The organism is Nocardia sp. NPDC047654, assembly GCF_043205035.1.
GTDB lineage: Bacteria > Actinomycetota > Actinomycetes > Mycobacteriales > Mycobacteriaceae > Nocardia.
Genome location: NZ_JBIDDF010000002.1, coordinates 678,660 through 693,317, shown reverse-complemented (window position 1 = coordinate 693,317; position 14,658 = coordinate 678,660). Strand labels below are relative to the sequence as shown.

At 67.6% G+C, this 14,658-nt stretch carries 13 protein-coding genes and 1 tRNA gene; 9 read left to right on the top strand and 5 right to left on the bottom strand.

Translation table 11 applies throughout. The features are described from left to right. The first annotated feature begins 119 nt into the window (after positions 1–119). Together ACGF7Y_RS11585 and ACGF7Y_RS11580 are read left to right on the top strand one after the other, a co-directional pair. Positions 120–1,442 carry a UDP-glucose dehydrogenase family protein gene (locus ACGF7Y_RS11585; protein WP_393232268.1) on the top strand — a complete coding sequence of 441 codons (1,323 nt, stop codon included), beginning with the start codon at positions 120–122 and terminating at the stop codon, positions 1,440–1,442. A 150-nt stretch (positions 1,443–1,592) separates the two neighbouring features. Then, positions 1,593–2,900 (top strand): Hsp70 family protein, encoded by a 1,308-nt coding sequence (locus ACGF7Y_RS11580; protein WP_393232266.1) that lies wholly within the window; start codon positions 1,593–1,595, stop codon positions 2,898–2,900. Positions 2,901–3,045: 145 nt separating this feature from the next. Here the strand turns inward: ACGF7Y_RS11580 and ACGF7Y_RS11575 are convergent, their stop codons facing one another. From ACGF7Y_RS11575 to ACGF7Y_RS11565, 3 genes are all read right to left on the bottom strand, one after another. After that, on the bottom strand, positions 3,046–4,332 hold the full coding sequence (locus tag ACGF7Y_RS11575; protein ID WP_393232263.1) for a YibE/F family protein: 1,287 nt from the start codon (positions 4,330–4,332) through the stop codon (positions 3,046–3,048). Positions 4,333–4,724: 392 nt separating this feature from the next. Next, complete coding sequence (locus ACGF7Y_RS11570) at positions 4,725–5,978, bottom strand: pyridoxal phosphate-dependent aminotransferase (RefSeq protein WP_040870789.1); 1,254 nt, start codon at positions 5,976–5,978, stop codon at positions 4,725–4,727. A 100-nt stretch (positions 5,979–6,078) separates the two neighbouring features. Then, a complete protein-coding gene (locus ACGF7Y_RS11565; protein ID WP_245549136.1) occupies positions 6,079–7,089 on the bottom strand; it encodes an XRE family transcriptional regulator in 1,011 nt (336 codons plus the stop codon). Between the two features lie 560 nt (positions 7,090–7,649). Between ACGF7Y_RS11565 and ACGF7Y_RS11560 the strand changes: the two genes are divergently transcribed. Continuing rightward, complete coding sequence (locus ACGF7Y_RS11560; RefSeq protein WP_393232259.1) at positions 7,650–8,099, top strand: hypothetical protein; 450 nt, start codon at positions 7,650–7,652, stop codon at positions 8,097–8,099. A 75-nt stretch (positions 8,100–8,174) separates the two neighbouring features. Here the strand turns inward: ACGF7Y_RS11560 and dcd are convergent, their stop codons facing one another. Then, complete coding sequence (gene dcd / locus ACGF7Y_RS11555; protein WP_393232256.1) at positions 8,175–8,774, bottom strand: dCTP deaminase; 600 nt, start codon at positions 8,772–8,774, stop codon at positions 8,175–8,177. A gap of 112 nt (positions 8,775–8,886) precedes the next feature. On the opposite strand from dcd, the gene ACGF7Y_RS11550 reads away from it, so the two are divergent. From ACGF7Y_RS11550 to ACGF7Y_RS11535, 4 genes are all read left to right on the top strand, one after another. Further along, positions 8,887–9,660, top strand: a complete 774-nt coding sequence (locus ACGF7Y_RS11550; protein ID WP_393232253.1) for an SDR family NAD(P)-dependent oxidoreductase — start codon at positions 8,887–8,889, stop codon at positions 9,658–9,660. 420 nt (positions 9,661–10,080) lie between these two features. Beyond that, entirely contained in the window at positions 10,081–10,794 is a 714-nt protein-coding gene (locus ACGF7Y_RS11545; RefSeq protein WP_393232251.1) for a phosphatase PAP2 family protein, read from the top strand. A gap of 613 nt (positions 10,795–11,407) precedes the next feature. After that, positions 11,408–11,481: transfer RNA gene (locus ACGF7Y_RS11540), tRNA-Gly, on the top strand. 179 nt (positions 11,482–11,660) lie between these two features. Next, the gene (locus tag ACGF7Y_RS11535; RefSeq protein WP_393232248.1) at positions 11,661–12,197 is read left to right on the top strand and encodes an NUDIX hydrolase; all 537 of its coding nucleotides are present in this window, start codon (positions 11,661–11,663) and stop codon (positions 12,195–12,197) included. On the opposite strand, the gene ACGF7Y_RS11530 is transcribed toward ACGF7Y_RS11535, so the two are convergent. Further along, positions 12,181–13,542: a hypothetical protein gene (locus ACGF7Y_RS11530; RefSeq protein WP_393232247.1), complete on the bottom strand. Its 1,362-nt coding sequence runs from the start codon at positions 13,540–13,542 to the stop codon at positions 12,181–12,183. The two genes, ACGF7Y_RS11535 and ACGF7Y_RS11530, sit on opposite strands and share 17 nt — an antisense overlap. Positions 13,543–13,777: 235 nt before the next feature. Between ACGF7Y_RS11530 and ACGF7Y_RS11525 the strand changes: the two genes are divergently transcribed. Both ACGF7Y_RS11525 and ACGF7Y_RS11520 read left to right on the top strand, forming a co-directional pair. Then, positions 13,778–14,314 (top strand): hypothetical protein, encoded by a 537-nt coding sequence (locus ACGF7Y_RS11525; RefSeq protein ID WP_393232244.1) that lies wholly within the window; start codon positions 13,778–13,780, stop codon positions 14,312–14,314. After that, entirely contained in the window at positions 14,311–14,637 is a 327-nt protein-coding gene (locus tag ACGF7Y_RS11520; protein WP_393232241.1) for a hypothetical protein, read from the top strand. The genes ACGF7Y_RS11525 and ACGF7Y_RS11520 overlap by 4 nt, the downstream gene beginning before the upstream one ends. Positions 14,638–14,658: the final 21 nt, after the last annotated feature.

Genomic DNA, 14,658 nt, shown 5'->3' with positions numbered 1-14,658 from the left:
TACCGTTGCGCCAGGTCAGGGCACCCGGTCCGGCGCCGTCGCCGCATGTACATCTGCTGTTGCCCCGACCCTTGCCTCGCTGACGTGGCGTGGCCACCGGCGGGGCTTACCAATCGATCATGCGATGCACAGTCTTCGGAACCGGGTATCTCGGGGCCACGCACGCGGCGTGCATGGCCGAACTCGGGCACGACGTCATCGGAGTGGACGTGGACCCGGGCAAGGTCGCGAAGTTGTCCGACGGAGTGGTGCCGTTCTACGAACCGGGCCTCGAGGGTGTGCTGCGCCGCAACCTCGACGCGGGCCGCCTGCGGTTCACCACCTCCTACGCCGAGGCGGCGGCGCACGCCGAGGTGCACTTCCTCGGCGTGGGCACCCCGCAGAAGAAGGGTGAGTACGCCGCCGACCTGAAGTACGTGCACGCGGTGGTGGACACGCTCGCCCCGCTGCTGGAACGCCCCTCGGTGATCATCGGCAAGTCCACGGTCCCGGTCGGCACGGCGGCCTCGCTCGGATCACGCGCCCGCGCACTGAGTTCCGCCGACGTCGAGGTGGCGTGGAATCCGGAGTTCCTCCGTGAAGGCTTCGCGGTCAAGGACACCTTGCGGCCGGACCGGCTGGTTCTCGGCGTCGACCGGGAGCGCGCCGCCGCCGGATGGGTGGAGGACCTGGTACGCGAGATATACGCCGACCTGATCACCGCCGAGGTGCCGTTCTTGCTGACCGACCTGGCCACAGCGGAATTGGTGAAGGTCTCGGCGAACGCCTTCCTGGCGACGAAGATTTCGTTCATCAACGCGGTGTCGGAGGTGTGCGAAGCGACCGGCGCCGACGTGACGATGCTGGCCGACGCGCTCGGCTACGACGCGCGCATCGGCCGCCGATTCCTCAACGCGGGCCTCGGCTTCGGCGGCGGGTGTCTGCCGAAGGACATCCGCGCGTTCATGGCCCGCTCCGGTGAGCTCGGCGCCGATCACGCCGTCGCCTTCCTGCGCGAGGTGGACAACATCAATATGCGCCGCCGCACCAAGGTGGTCGACATGGCCGCCCGCGCCTGCGGCGGCTCGCTGCTCGGGGCCAACGTCGCGGTGCTCGGCGCGGCGTTCAAACCGGAATCCGACGACGTCCGCGACTCCCCCGCGCTGAATGTGGCCGGCATGATCCAGCTGCACGGTGCGGTGGTGACCGTCTACGACCCCAAGGCGCTGGAGAATTCGCGGCGCGTGTTCCCCACCTTGAACTACGCGACCTCGGTCGCCGAGGCGTGCGAACGCGCCGACGTGGTGCTCGTGCTCACCGAGTGGGACGAATTCACCGCCCTGCGCCCGCGGGATCTGGAGGGCGTGGTGCGCGCCCGCTCGATCATCGACGGCCGGAACTGTCTCAATCGTGCCACCTGGAGAGCAGCCGGATGGGTGTACGCGGGACTCGGCACACCGTAGAGTTGCGGGGCGAGGCGGGCTACTGCCAGACAGACGACCAGTCCGCCCTAAGCACAGCTGATCGCCGGCGGTAGGGTCCGTCCAGCGGGCCTCCGCCGACGGACGGCGCAGGCTCGCATGTCGTGCAGTGTGAAACGAGATGGGCAGCTGATGAGTTCGGTACTGGGAGTTTCGGTGGGGGCCGGCGCTGTCCGTATGGCGCGACCACACGCCGACAACCCCCACGGGCATGTCTCCCCGCATTCCTTCGATCTGCAGACCATCCCGGTTGTCGACCAGAGCGTGGAGGAGCTGGCTGCCGAAGCCATCGGCGTCACCCTGGAAGCCACGCCGGGGATCGGCGCCACCGCGATCGCCTACCGCAGTGAGCAGCACGCCCGCGCCATTCGCGCGGCCATGGCGCGGCAGCAGCTGACCAATTACGAACTCGTGCCGGAGATCGCGGCGGCACTCGAGTTCGCGCAGGCCACCGGCGATATCCGGGGCATCTCCTCGCTGGTCGTCTACGACCTGGGCAGCTCGGGCCTGACGGTGAGCGTGGTCGACACCCACTCCCGCGAGGTGCGCCACAGCGAGCGCACCAGCGATATCAGCGGTGACTATCTCGACTCGTTGATTCGTGAGCAGCAGATCGCCTCTGGGCGGATCGCGCATCCGCCGAACGCGGCGGGCCTGGCCGCCCTGGACGCGCTGTGCCGAGAGGCGAAGGAGCAGCTGACCAGCAATACCGCGGTGGCGCTTCCGAGCGAGCAGGGGCTGGTGCTGCTCGCGCAGGAGAACTTCGAATCGTTGATCATGCTGGCGATCGAGTCCTCGGCGCGGATGGCACGCGACGTGATCGTGCGCTCGGACCGCCCCGTGCACGGTGTGCTGGCCATCGGCGGTTGCGCTCGGATCCCGTTGGTGGCCAAGGTGCTCGAACGCTGGATGGGCGTGCCCGTCATCGTGCCGGACAGCCCGGAGACCGTGATGGCCCGCGGCGCCGCGCTGCTGGCCAGACCCGTGCGCAAGGAGACTTCCGCCGCGAGCGCCGCCCTGGACGACGAGCTGTCGCCCGCCTGGCTGGCGGCCCCCGCCCAGCGTGGCAGACGCGAGATCAGCGGGGCCGTGCTGACGGTCAGCGCGCTGGCCGTGGTCGCCGCGATCGGGCTCGGCCTCGGCTACGGACCGCAGGTGCTGGAACGGGATTCGCACACCAGCGAGGGCTCACCGGAGTCATCGCCGACCACCGCACCACGCACGACCAGCTTGGATCCGCAGATCGCCGTCGCGCCGGGCACCACGGAGTCGCCCGCCCACGAGTCGGTCGCCGCGCCACCGCCGAACCGGCGGCAGACCACCAGCGAGGCGCCGCCGACGCCCGGCCCGAACACCATCGTGGTGCCCGGCCTTCCGCCGATCGTGGTCCCCACGATCCCGCCGGAGGTCTTCCCCTTCCCCCCGCCACCGCCACGCTGAGGGCGACCGCGACTCGGGTCGCGAGGTGGATATCGAGCTTCGACGTGCGGCGGGGTGAATTCAGGCGCTGACGTGCCCGCCCGACTCGGATCGCAACCGGAGTCCAGGCGCTGACCCGACGGAATCCGCTCGGCGCCGGGCGAATTCAGGCCCTGGCGTGCCGGGCTCGGCGCGGACGCGGGGGCTGGGGCGGTGTCGGCTCTTTGGCCTTGAACGGCCGGGCCAGCAGCACCGCGATGCCCGTGGTCAACGGCACCGACAGCGCCAGCGCGATACCGCCGACCGCCGAGCGCGCGATCTCGATGGCCACCGCGTCACCGGTCAGCACGTCGCGGATGGACCGTCCCGCCACACTGAACAGCAGCAGCAGCGGCAGCGCACCACCGGCGTAGGCCAGCACCAGCGTGTAGACGGTGCTGGCGATGTGGTCGCGCCCCACGCGCATGGCGGCGGCGAAAACCTCGCGCCGGGAGGCTGATTCGTCGAGGGCGGCCAGCTCGAACGCGGCCGACGCCTGGGTGATCGTGACGTCGTTGAGCACACCGAGCGAGCCGATGATGAACCCGGCCAGCAGCAGGCCGGTGATGCTGACGTGCTCGATGTAGGTCGCGACGTTCGTGTTCTGTTCCTCGGAAAGCCCGGTCAGATGAGTGATCTCGATGGTGAGCCAGGACAGCGCGGCGGCGAGCAGCATCGAGGTCAGCGTGCCGAGCAGCGCCGAACTGGTGCGCAGGTTCACCCCGTGGGCGAGATACAGCACCGCGTAGAGGATCAGGGAGCCCGCGACCAACGCGACCGGGATCGCGGGTTTGCCGTCCAGCAAGGCGGGCAGCAGGAACAGCACCAGCACCGCGAAAGCGAACACCAGGCCCAAGAGCGCACGGACGCCGCGCCAGCGCGCCACCGCGACGATCACCACCACGAAAACCACGACGATCAGCGTGAGCGGCATCCCGCGTGAGTAGTCCTCGAACGAGTACAGCGGCGTGCCACTCGGATCGGTCTGGCGGACCAATCGCAGTTCGTCGCCCGCGTGCAAGTCGGGTTGCCCTGGGCCCGGGGCGATCTCCAGCAACGTGCGGTTGCCCTTGTGCGGCCCGGACTCGATCGAGATCAGGCTGCGCTGGCAGGTGTAGGCGGTGCTGCGCGGTGGTTCGGGCTTCTCGACGAACACCTTGCCCAGCGACGGGCTGCCGCACGGACCGACATCTTGCAGCACTACGGTGCCCGCCTCGGTCTGTACCGCGCCGCCGCCCGCGTTCTGCATCGGCAGCGGGATGTCGATGTGCTGCTTGCTCGGCCACAGCACGATCGCGGCGATGACGACGACGGCCCCGATCACGGTGAGTAGCCCGACGACCACGCGCGCCGCGGTCGCGCCGATCGCGATCGGCCCCGAATGATCGTGGTGATGGTGGTGGTGGTCGCTCACCGCGCTCCTACCTGTCAGATGTGGTTCTGCCCGGAGCGAGCCTAAAGGATTTCATTTTCAAGACCGTCGCGGCGTCGCCGAACACAGTGGATACACGATCAGAGCGATCCGATCGAAAAAGAAAGGGGATTTTAGAGGGGGCGGCGGAGAGCAGGGGGATGTCTCCGCCGCCCGCAGGGCAGGCGGCCCAGGGGGGTAGGCGGCCTAACCCGAGGCCGGATGTGCCCAGGGGGGGTAGGCAATCCGACCAGGCACTCAGAGTGCCGAGAACCACTGTACACAAAAGTACTTCTTTTGCGCTAGTTAGTCGCCAAACCCGACATGTATCCGTACGTGGAGTTTGTTTACCGGCTGGAAGCCGGGCGATTATATGGTTCGCCGCCAACTTCTCACTACTGGCGATAGCTGGCGAGGAAGTTGCCGAAGCGTTCGATCGCGACCGCGAGATCCCGGGCCCATGGCAGCGTGACGATCCGCAGATGGTCGTGATCGGGCCAGTTGAAGCCGGTGCCCTGCACCATCAGGATCTTCTCCTGCAGTAGCAGATCCAGGATCAGCTTGGAGTCGTCGTAGATCTCGTAGACGTTCGGATCCAGCTTCGGGAACGCGTAGAGCGCGCCCTTCGGCTTCACACACGACACGCCGGGGATCATGTTCAACCGCTCCCAGGCGACGTCGCGCTGTTCGAGCAGCCTGCCGCCGGGCAGGATCAGATCCTCGATGCTCTGATGACCGCCGAGCGCGACCTGAATCGCGTGCTGCGCGGGCACGTTCGGGCACAACCGCGAAGAGGCGAGCAGGTCGATGCCCTCCAGGAAACCGGCCGCGTGTTCCTTCGGGCCGGTGATCGCCAGCCAGCCCGAGCGGTAGCCCGCGACCCGGTAGGCCTTGGACAGCCCGTTGAAGGTCAGGCACAGCAGGTCGGGCGCCATGGTGGCCAGTGAGATGTGCTTGGCGTCGTCGTAGAGGATCTTGTCGTAGATCTCGTCGGCGAGCAGCAACAGCTGATGCTTGCGCGCGAGGTCGGCGAGCTGCTGGAGCACTTCGGCGGAGTACACCGCGCCGGTGGGATTGTTCGGGTTGATCACCAGCAGCGCCTTGGTGCGGTCGGTGATCTTCGATTCGATGTCCGCGATATCGGGCTGCCAGCCGTTGGCCTCGTCACACAGGTAGTGCACGGGAGTGCCGCCGGCCAGGCTGGTCATGGCGGTCCACAGCGGGTAGTCCGGGGCTGGGATCAGCACCTCGTCGCCGTTGTCCAGCAGCGCCTGCATGGTGATGGTGATCAGCTCGGAGACGCCGTTGCCGAGGTAGACGCCGTCCACGTCGAGTTCGGGGAAGCCGGGCACGAGTTCGTAGCGGGTCACGATCGCGCGCCGCGCCGACAGGATGCCCTTGGACTCGGAGTAACCCTGGGCGTACGGGAGCGCCGCGATGATGTCGCGCATGATCACATCCGGCGCCTCGAACCCGAATGGGGCGGGGTTGCCGATATTGAGCTTGAGGATGCGGTGGCCCTCGGCCTCCAGCCGTGCCGCGTGCGCGTGTACCGGTCCACGGATCTCGTAGACGACGTTCTGGAGCTTCGTGGACTGCTCCAGAACACGCGGGGGGCGGTGCGGATGATGAGGACTCACCCGTCCCATGGTGCCATCCGTCGCAACCGGATAAACCGTCGCTCCGAGCTGGTCCCCGGGCTCCGCGCCCGCGACGGCGTCCCGGGCACAGCGAAATGTGACACGTCACTCACTGGGCCGGACCACCCGGCGGGATGCCCTTCGCCGCGGTGGAGCCGCAGAATTCCTCGATCCGCTCGTCCAACCGGCGCGCCTCGACCGAGTCGCGGAAGGCCGGGGCCGCGATCCCCCTGCGCATATCGGTCAGCCGCTCCTCGAGCTGCGCGATGCGTTTGTCCTCGTCGAGCCCCAGCACCGGTTGCAGCGCCTCGGCCGCGCCGTCCAGGCTGCCGTTGATCAGGTGGGCGGCCGCGCAGTCGACCCTGGCCAAGGCTTCCGCGCCGTAGGAGCGCTGTTCGGACGGCCCGTTCGAGTACAGCTCGATGGCCCGCTGCGTGGCGCCGAGCGCGCGTTCCGCCTGACCGAGGTGGATATAGGTGGCGCCGGCGTAGTAATTGGCCTTGGCGTCGTTGAACCCGAAGACCCCGCCGACTTCGTCGTGCAAGGTATCGGTCGCGGCGATCTCGCGGGCGTCGTCGGCCGCCCGGACGCAGCGATCGGTGTCCGCGGCGCTGCCCAGCGCCGACCAGATGCGCGCCTCGATGTTGAGCAGGCGCACCTGCGCGGTCGCCGACTCGGCGAACTCCTGCCCGCTCTGGGCGAGCTGAACCGCCCGGCGGGGGCGCTGCGACCAATACTCGATCAGCGCGTGCATGCCGCGGGTCCAGGCGCGAAGCCCGTTGTGCCCGCACAGCTCCGCGTAGGCCCATGCGGCACGGACCTGCTCCCCGGCCGCGTCGTAATAGCCCAGGTCGGTGCTCGCGTTGGCGAGCAGACCCGAGAGCGTGCCCGCCAAGAGATACAGATGACCGGTATCGGCGGGCCGCTGATGGCCTTCCAGCAATCGGTACACCCGGCGTCGCACCCGCACCATGTCCACCATCATCGGCACCGGCGGAATACGCACGTAGTCGTTCGCGATGCGCACCACGTCCGCGTCGAGCTGTTCCAATGTGCTCGCACCGACATTGGTGCTCTCGGCCTTGCCGGCGTGCTCGCTGGCCTCGTGGGCAGCCGCCATGATCAGATCCCTCTCCGAAATCGCTGCTAACGCAACACCTCTCATCGCACCGGCGTCTATGAGAGCCAAAAGGTCCGCGTCACTCGAATAATCAACGCGCGCCGAGGCGTCGGCGCGCGCATCGAATCCCGGCGGGACGGCTCGATCGCTCGAGGGCTGATCGATCAAAGCCGCGAACCGGGCTCGCACCACATCGTCGGACCTGGCCAGTGAGGTATCCAGAGCGGCTTGGTTGATCGGTCGTGGATGAACCCGGACGCCCCCGGCTTCCCACTTCGACACCAAGCGTTCGTGCACACCCAGGTGGGCGGCGAATTCCCTGATGCTCATCCGCTTGGCATCGCGAAGGGCGCGGGCCTCTTTGCCTGACCAATGCCTGACCACGGTGCCATCCCTTCCGAACGAACCCCTTCCAGAGTACGAGCGGATTGTGAGCGCGGCCACAGCTGAAATGCGACCGGCATCAATGGCAGCGGAAGGGCAGCGGTAAGCGGGCTGACGGGCGATACCCAATCACGCTGCGGGCCGCGAACATTGAGTCGGAAGGCAAGGAGTTCGCCGTGAATGTCGAGAAGCTCAGGACCGTGGACGATTGGGTGGCGTTCTATCGGCACGAGTTCGGGTTGCCGGTCACCGAGCGTGGCGGTTTCGCCATGCTGCCGGTCACCGGTCGCGTCTGCGTAGTCCACCTGCCGACCGCGCGTGCCGAAAAGGTCCGCGTCGCACTGGAACAGCAGGGAACGAGGGGTCCCATGTTGGCCAGGCAGATCCGATGGAGTTTCCTCGCCGAGCCCGACAGTCGACCGGGACCGCAGGTGCTCGAGGTGCTCAATCGGCTGGATATCGGCCTGCCCGCCGTGGGCAGCGCCGTGATGTTGCCGACCGGTCTCGGTCGCTGGACCCGGGAAGGGTGCTTCTGGGTCAACCCACCGAGCCGCGGTGACGCGCTTCCACCGCTGTCCGTCATCCTCACTACGGCGCTCGCGGTGGGAGCGGGCGGCGGGGACTGATCACCTCCGCGATCAGATCCCCGCTGCCGTCCGCCGGGTCCGCTTGTCCCACAGTCGACGAAGCGGACCCGGCGGTCAGCGTGTTTCGGCGGCGTCGATCGCGGCGGCCGGAACCGGGAAGTTGAGGTAGGACCGCGACGGAGTCGGCCCGCGCTGGCCCTGATACTTCGAACCCGCCACGGCGCTGCCGTACGGATGCTCCGCCGGGCTGGTCAGCCTGAGCAGGCACAACTGGCCGATCTTCATGCCCGGCCACAGCGTGATCGGCAGATTGGCCACGTTGGACAGCTCCAGCGTGATGTGCCCGCTGAACCCGGGATCGATGAAGCCCGCGGTCGAGTGGGTCAGCAGGCCCAATCGGCCCAGGCTGGACTTGCCCTCCAACCGTCCGGCCAGATCGTCCGGCAGCGTGCACACCTCGAGAGTGGAGCCGAGCACGAACTCGCCGGGGTGCAACACGAACGGTTCACCGTCGGCCGGCTCGACCAGACTGGTGAGCTCATCCTGCTGCTTCGCGGGATCGATGTGGGTATAGCGGGTGTTGTTGAACACCCGGAACATCCGGTCCAGGCGCACGTCGATGCTCGACGGCTGGATCAGGTTCTCCAGCAGTGGCTCGACCCCGAGACGCCCAGCGGCGATCTCCGCGCGGATGTCACGATCGGAAAGCAGCACGCGACGAGCGTAGCGCCTGCTCGCCGGGGCTCCTCAGCCGCACAGTGATATAGAGAGAGCGATATCCTCGCATTCATTCGGGCGGCGCCGCCCGCGATCGAAGGGATGAACCATGACCGAGGGCTCGCTGTTCGACCTGACCGGCCACGTCGCCGTCGTCACCGGAGGCAACTCCGGCATCGGTCTCGGCTTCGCCCGTGGGCTCGCACGGGCCGGAGCCGACGTCTGCGTGGTCGGCCGCAACGCCGAGCGCAACGAGGCCGCCGCCGCCGAATTGAGCGCCTTCGGCGGCCGCGTGCTGGCACTGAGCTGCGACGTGGGCGAGGAGCAGCAGGTGATCGACACCTTCGGGCGCGCGACCGCCGAACTCGGCCGCGTCGACTCCTGCTTCGTGAACGCCGGTGTCAGTCAGGGTTTCATGCCGTTCGTGGAGACCGATCTCGCGGAATTCCGCCGGGTCACCTCCCTCAACCTCGACGCGGCGTTCGTGACGCTGCGTGAAGCGGCGAAGGTCATGCTCGCCCAGGGCGAGGGCGGCAGCCTGGTCGCCACCGCGAGCCTCGCCGCCCAGCAGGGTGTTCCGCGCGGGCAGTCCTACGCGGCCAGCAAGGCGGGGCTGATCGCCATGGTCAACTCGATCGCGGTGGAGCTGGCCAAGCACGGCATCCGCGCGAACTCGGTGCTGCCCGGCTGGGTCGAGACGCCGATGACCGAGGGGGCCTTCGCCTGGGACCGTTTCCGCGAACGCGTCCACCCGAGGATCCCGGTTCGCCGCTGGGGCTTGCCGAGCGATTTCGAATCCGTCGCCGTCTACCTCGCCAGCCCCGCCAGCGGCTACCACACCGGCGATACTCTCTTGATCGACGGCGGCTACAGCAAGTTCTGAGGTCAGTCCGAGTCGGCACTGCGGCGCTTGACCCGCCGACCTGCGCTCGGAGTGCCGACTGGCAGTGGCGGCCGACACAGGATGGCCGAGCCCTGTCATCGCCTCCCCTGAGAGGGCCCAGGCCACAACGTGACGGTGGTCGGCCCCGGATACATCCGCCGTAGCCGACTCTGTCGCCCCGGCGCAGGAAGCACTTGGCGCGGATCGCGGGGCGGTCGCATGGCATCAGTTTCTCGACGACCAACTCGCCCCCCGGCCGACGATCCGCTCAGTGCAGCCCTCGCGGACGGCAATGCCGGTCGAACACCGAAGGCGGGATCTTCGGCCTGCACCCTTGGTGTTCGCCGACGTCGCCGGTGTCATCCGTGGCGGGAAGCGGACCGGGTTACCTCGCAGCGTCCGGCATGGCAACGTGGAGTGGTGACCTCCTCCCGCATCCGGAACGTCATCGTGGTACTCACCGTGTCGCTGGTGGTGTGCGCCGCGGTTCTCACGGCAGGCGTGGTCGGAGGCGGCGGCCCCGGCAAGGTCGATCGCGGCATCGCCGACTGGGCGATCGCGCACCGCAGCGACGCGCTCACCCCGGTCGCGGTGGTCGTCAGCGTGCTGGGCGGCACGCTCGCCATGACGGCCCTGGCCACCGCGGCCTGCCTGGTGCTGTCCTGGCGGCGGCGCTGGACGTCGGCGGCGCTCGTCGCGACCACCGGGCTCGGCGGTGGGTTGCTGGTGCGCGGCGGCAAACGGCTGACCGACCGCGACCGCCCGCCCGTCGAGGAACACTTGATCAACGTGTCCAACCAGGCCTATCCCTCCGGGCACAGCCTGGGCTCGTTCGTCGTGGTCGGCATCGTTCTGGTGGTGGCGCTGCCCGGCATCCACGGACCCGCCCTCCGAGCGGGCGCGGCGATTGTCGCCGCCCTGTTCGTCGCAGCGGTCGGCCTGTCCCGCATCTATCTCGGCGTCCACTGGACGACAGACGTCGTCGGCGGCTGGTGCTTCGGCGCGCTCTGGCTCATCCTCTGCTTGACTGTCTATCGACATCTGGTGCCCACCGCCCCGGGCACGTCCGGGGACCACCTTTCGAGCAGAGAGACGGACAGGACCGCGACTTCCTCCGGTCATCGAGCGGAATAGTCCGGAGTAGATACTCGACGGCCGTACCGAGGTCCGAACAGCTCGTCATCAGCCCGTTTCCAGACCGAACGTCCGGACACCGGGAATAGACACGGCCCGGATGATGGACTCGAGGCCGTCGATTGCGCGGCTCGCGTCATCGCGGCTCGGCCATCTCTTCGAGCAGGCGCGTGATCCCGGCCTCCGCGATCCCTTTCGCGCGCCCGAGGTCGTCGGTCGTCTCGGAGTACGCGCGGATCGACCCGCCCTCGGATGGTGTCGCAGCCGGAGCGTTCGACCGCACTCAGCGGCCCTGACAGAGCAAGCTTTTCACGCCTCTGCGACGCGCCTGACCGCGCAACACGCCGATTTCCGGCGAGGGATTTCCGCAACGGGATGGCTACCCGGTCGATAGCGCACGGCTCGAGACCAGGGATCTCGAGAGCTGGTTTTGTGAGGATTTTGGGAGGAATTTTGTGAGGAAACGCGCCTGAACGCCGCCGAACGCGGCTCAACGCAAGATCAGCTCTCCCTCACCACCGACTCGTCATGAGAGGGCATCCCCGCAGGTCAGGGCCGTCTACCAGGGCCTTTACCGCACCCGCTCGGCGTCTGCTAAAGTCTCGGGTACCTTGCCGATGTAGTTCAATGGTAGAACTTCTGCTTCCCAAGCAGACAGCGCGGGTTCGATTCCCGTCATCGGCTCCACCACAAAACCCGCCCTGACCAGGGCGGGTTTTGCTTTTGAGACCAGCGGTCGAGTGGGGCACTGCACCCGATGGGCATTCGGTAGCGGCACACCGGAATCGGTCGAATCACCCCAGGTCAGAGCATACGGAAGGGTTGCTCGCGATCGCCCTGTGGCCTTCGGTTGCTACCTTCGACATGTGAGCCGAACCCAGTGGACTATCCATGGCGAGCACCTCGTCGACGAGAACCGACACATCCGACTCACTACCGTTGACGTCGAATTGCCTGACGGCGTGAGGTTCACGCAGTACGTCGCCCGGATGCCTAGATGCGCAATGACACTGGTCTTGAACGAGAAGCGCGAAGCCCTGCTGATGTACCGGCATCGGTTCATCATCGACCGATGGGTGTGGGAACTACCCGGAGGCTACGTCGACGGTGCCGAGGACGTAGCGCTCGCCGCAGCTCGCGAAGTCGAGGAAGAGACCGGCTGGCGTCCCCGCACCATGGAACACCTCGTCACCTACCAGCCAGCGATCGGCACGCTCGACCAACCGCAGCAGATTTACCTTGCGCACGGAGCCGATCTGACCGACAACCCGCCGGACATCAACGAGGCCGAACGGATCGACTGGATCCCCTTACCCGAGGCGATCGCGATGATCGACCGCGGGGAGATCGTCGGCGCAGCAACAGTCGTCGCGCTGTATCGCGCTCTCACTCTGTCGCTCTAGTCGCGGCGAGCACCCGCCGCCGGAACTCCGCAACGTCATCGAGTTCGTCGTACGGAGCGAGTCGGAATCGGACTTCGCGAAGGTAGGAATAGCTGCGTCGCGACTCGAGTCCGCCCGCCAGTTCGAGCGCCTCGCCGCCGATGCGCACCGCCTCATGCGGGTCGACATCCGCGACGGCAGATGCGAGCAGGCACAGGTTGAACGCTCGACCCCGCAGATAGCCGTCGGACATGTCGAGGGATTGCTCGGCGTAGCGAGCCGCCCGGGCAAGGTCTCCCAGGTCCCGGAAGCAGTGGGCGGTCTTGGCCGACAGGTAGGCGCCGTCGAAATAGTTCAGCCACTCCGGCCGACCGGAATCGCCGCGGCCGAACGCGCGTTCAGCTGCGTTCAAAGATGTCGCGCAAGACGATTCGTCTAATCGCGCGGCGTGGCCGTGCGCCTCGACCATCAGGCACTCGGATTCGAGTGCGGCCAAGCCGGCGTTTCGAGCTGCGATCTGCGCGGCGCGGGCGAGGTCGACGGCATCGCCCGGGCGGCCGACGTACGTCGCCTGGTGACTCATCGCTGCAAGGATCTCCGCGCCGAGTCCGGCGTCGCCCGCGGCGCGCGACATCCTCAACGCCTGTATGAGGTAGCGCTGCGCGAGTCCATGTTCCTCGAGATCGTAGGCGGCCCAGCCCGCCAGCTTCGTGAGCTCGGCAGTGGTGGCGAACAGCTGCCGCCCGATGCGCTCGTTGTAGCTGCCGCGCAGCAGTGGTGCGACGGAACTGTGTAGGTAGTGGACGATCGTCGAGCGCACCTTGCCCCCACCGACACGGTTGTCGAGGTCTCGAAACGCAGTCGTCATGGTCCGCACGGCATCAACGTCGCCCTGTCCTATGCGACGAGTTCCGGCGGAGACCGGGTGCTCGGGTCCGGGCAAGGTCAGCCACCGCATCGACGCGGCCGGGTAGACCGCGACTGCGTACGATGCGCCGACTAGGAACCGCCTGCGCTCCACATCGCTCCTCCACAGCGCTGTTGCCGAAGCGGTCGCCTCGGCGAGACTCAACGCGAACTCCAGTCCGAGATCGGCACCCTCTCCTCCGCCGGCCATCCCGCAGTCGGCAGCGGTAACCCGGCGGCCCGCGACCTCAGTGAGACACTCCGCGATCAACTCGGGCCCTGGTGAGTTGGGTTGTTCGCCTGCCAGCCAGCGCCCGACCGAGGTGTGGTCGTAGCGCAACTCGACGCCGACAGCGCGGCCGCGCTCGACGACTCTGCGGGCGAGCGCCTTGTTCGGTAGGCCCGTCTCCTCGAGCAGCTCGGCGAGTTGTGTGTTGGGCTGCTTGGGCTGCCGTCCCATTTCCGGAGTGTGGCACGCGAAACGCTTGGCACGCCATGAATTCGATCCCGTGCACACCCCGTGTGCACACACCCGCCCAGCATGCACGCCTTACGGCGGGGCGCCCACTTGACGTGTCCTTGATCTATGCATCCGGCGCCGGGTGATGCCAGCCCATCGGCGGCACTGAGCTGCCAGCCGATGGCGAGAGCCCCGGCGTCGGGTGCACACCAACGCACCCAGCAGTGAGGACGGTATGACCGCAAAGTCGATCGGGTTCCTGCGAAAGGATTTGGCAACGGACCCCCTGCGAGACGCAACGACGATCCGCGAACTTGCTGAGCGAGTGGGCCACACGCTCATCGAAATACTCACGCCCGGTGACGAGGTCGAGCCCGAACCCGCCACGTGGTTACTTGCCCGGATCCACCGCCACCGTGCCGCGGCAGTGGTGATCGCGGACCAGCGCCACATGGCGGAGCCGGTGATCGACGCGATCACCGCGGTGTGCAGTGTCGTTACGCCCGTCCAGATCATCCCCTGTCACGTCCGGTTTCCGGAGGGGCGAGTGATGGAGTACGAGTATTCGCCCGCACTGGAAGCCGTGCGCGCCGCATTCGAGGCCGACGACGCGGCGAAGCTCGCTATCGCACGCACCGAGGGTCCGCTCTGGATGGCTGTGGACAAGCCGCGGACATGGGTGTTGGTCGATGAGGACGGCACGCCGGGAGAAGAGTTCAGCGTCGGTCCGGCGTTCGGCGCATCGGAGCTGCACGAGGGAGATGCCGAGTGAACGGGTGGGTCACCTTCGCAATCGGTCTCGGCGCCGCGCTCGTGGTCATGGCGCCGGTAGTCGCGGCCTCGATGTGGTGGCAGGCTCCCGCCGACCGCGAGGCCGCCAAGGCGCGCGTCGCTGAGCAGCGAATGGACAACACGTTGTGGGCTACGGGCTTTCCGATTGATGCGCCGGAGCGGGATCTCGGTATCCACGAGGCGCACATGACAATGCAACGGCATCGCGGGTGCCGCGCAGACGAGTGCCGACGTAAGGCGGCGGCACGGCAAATCCTGATAAGCGCGGGCCGGATGAAGCCTGACACCACGCGGGAGTACTGAGCGCGCAGGTCGCTCAGGTAG

What these genes read in the sequence shown, in the direction of transcription:
- ACGF7Y_RS11585 (WP_393232268.1), top strand. Translation starts at nt 120, where the DNA reads ATGCGATGCACAGTCTTCGGAACCGGGTATCTCGGGGCCACGCACGCG.
- ACGF7Y_RS11580 (WP_393232266.1), top strand. Translation starts at nt 1,593, where the DNA reads ATGAGTTCGGTACTGGGAGTTTCGGTGGGGGCCGGCGCTGTCCGTATG.
- ACGF7Y_RS11570 (WP_040870789.1), bottom strand. Translation starts at nt 5,978, where the DNA reads ATGGGACGGGTGAGTCCTCATCATCCGCACCGCCCCCCGCGTGTTCTG.
- ACGF7Y_RS11565 (WP_245549136.1), bottom strand. Translation starts at nt 7,089, where the DNA reads ATGGCGGCTGCCCACGAGGCCAGCGAGCACGCCGGCAAGGCCGAGAGC.
- ACGF7Y_RS11550 (WP_393232253.1), top strand. Translation starts at nt 8,887, where the DNA reads ATGACCGAGGGCTCGCTGTTCGACCTGACCGGCCACGTCGCCGTCGTC.
- ACGF7Y_RS11530 (WP_393232247.1), bottom strand. Translation starts at nt 13,542, where the DNA reads ATGGGACGGCAGCCCAAGCAGCCCAACACACAACTCGCCGAGCTGCTC.
- ACGF7Y_RS11525 (WP_393232244.1), top strand. Translation starts at nt 13,778, where the DNA reads ATGACCGCAAAGTCGATCGGGTTCCTGCGAAAGGATTTGGCAACGGAC.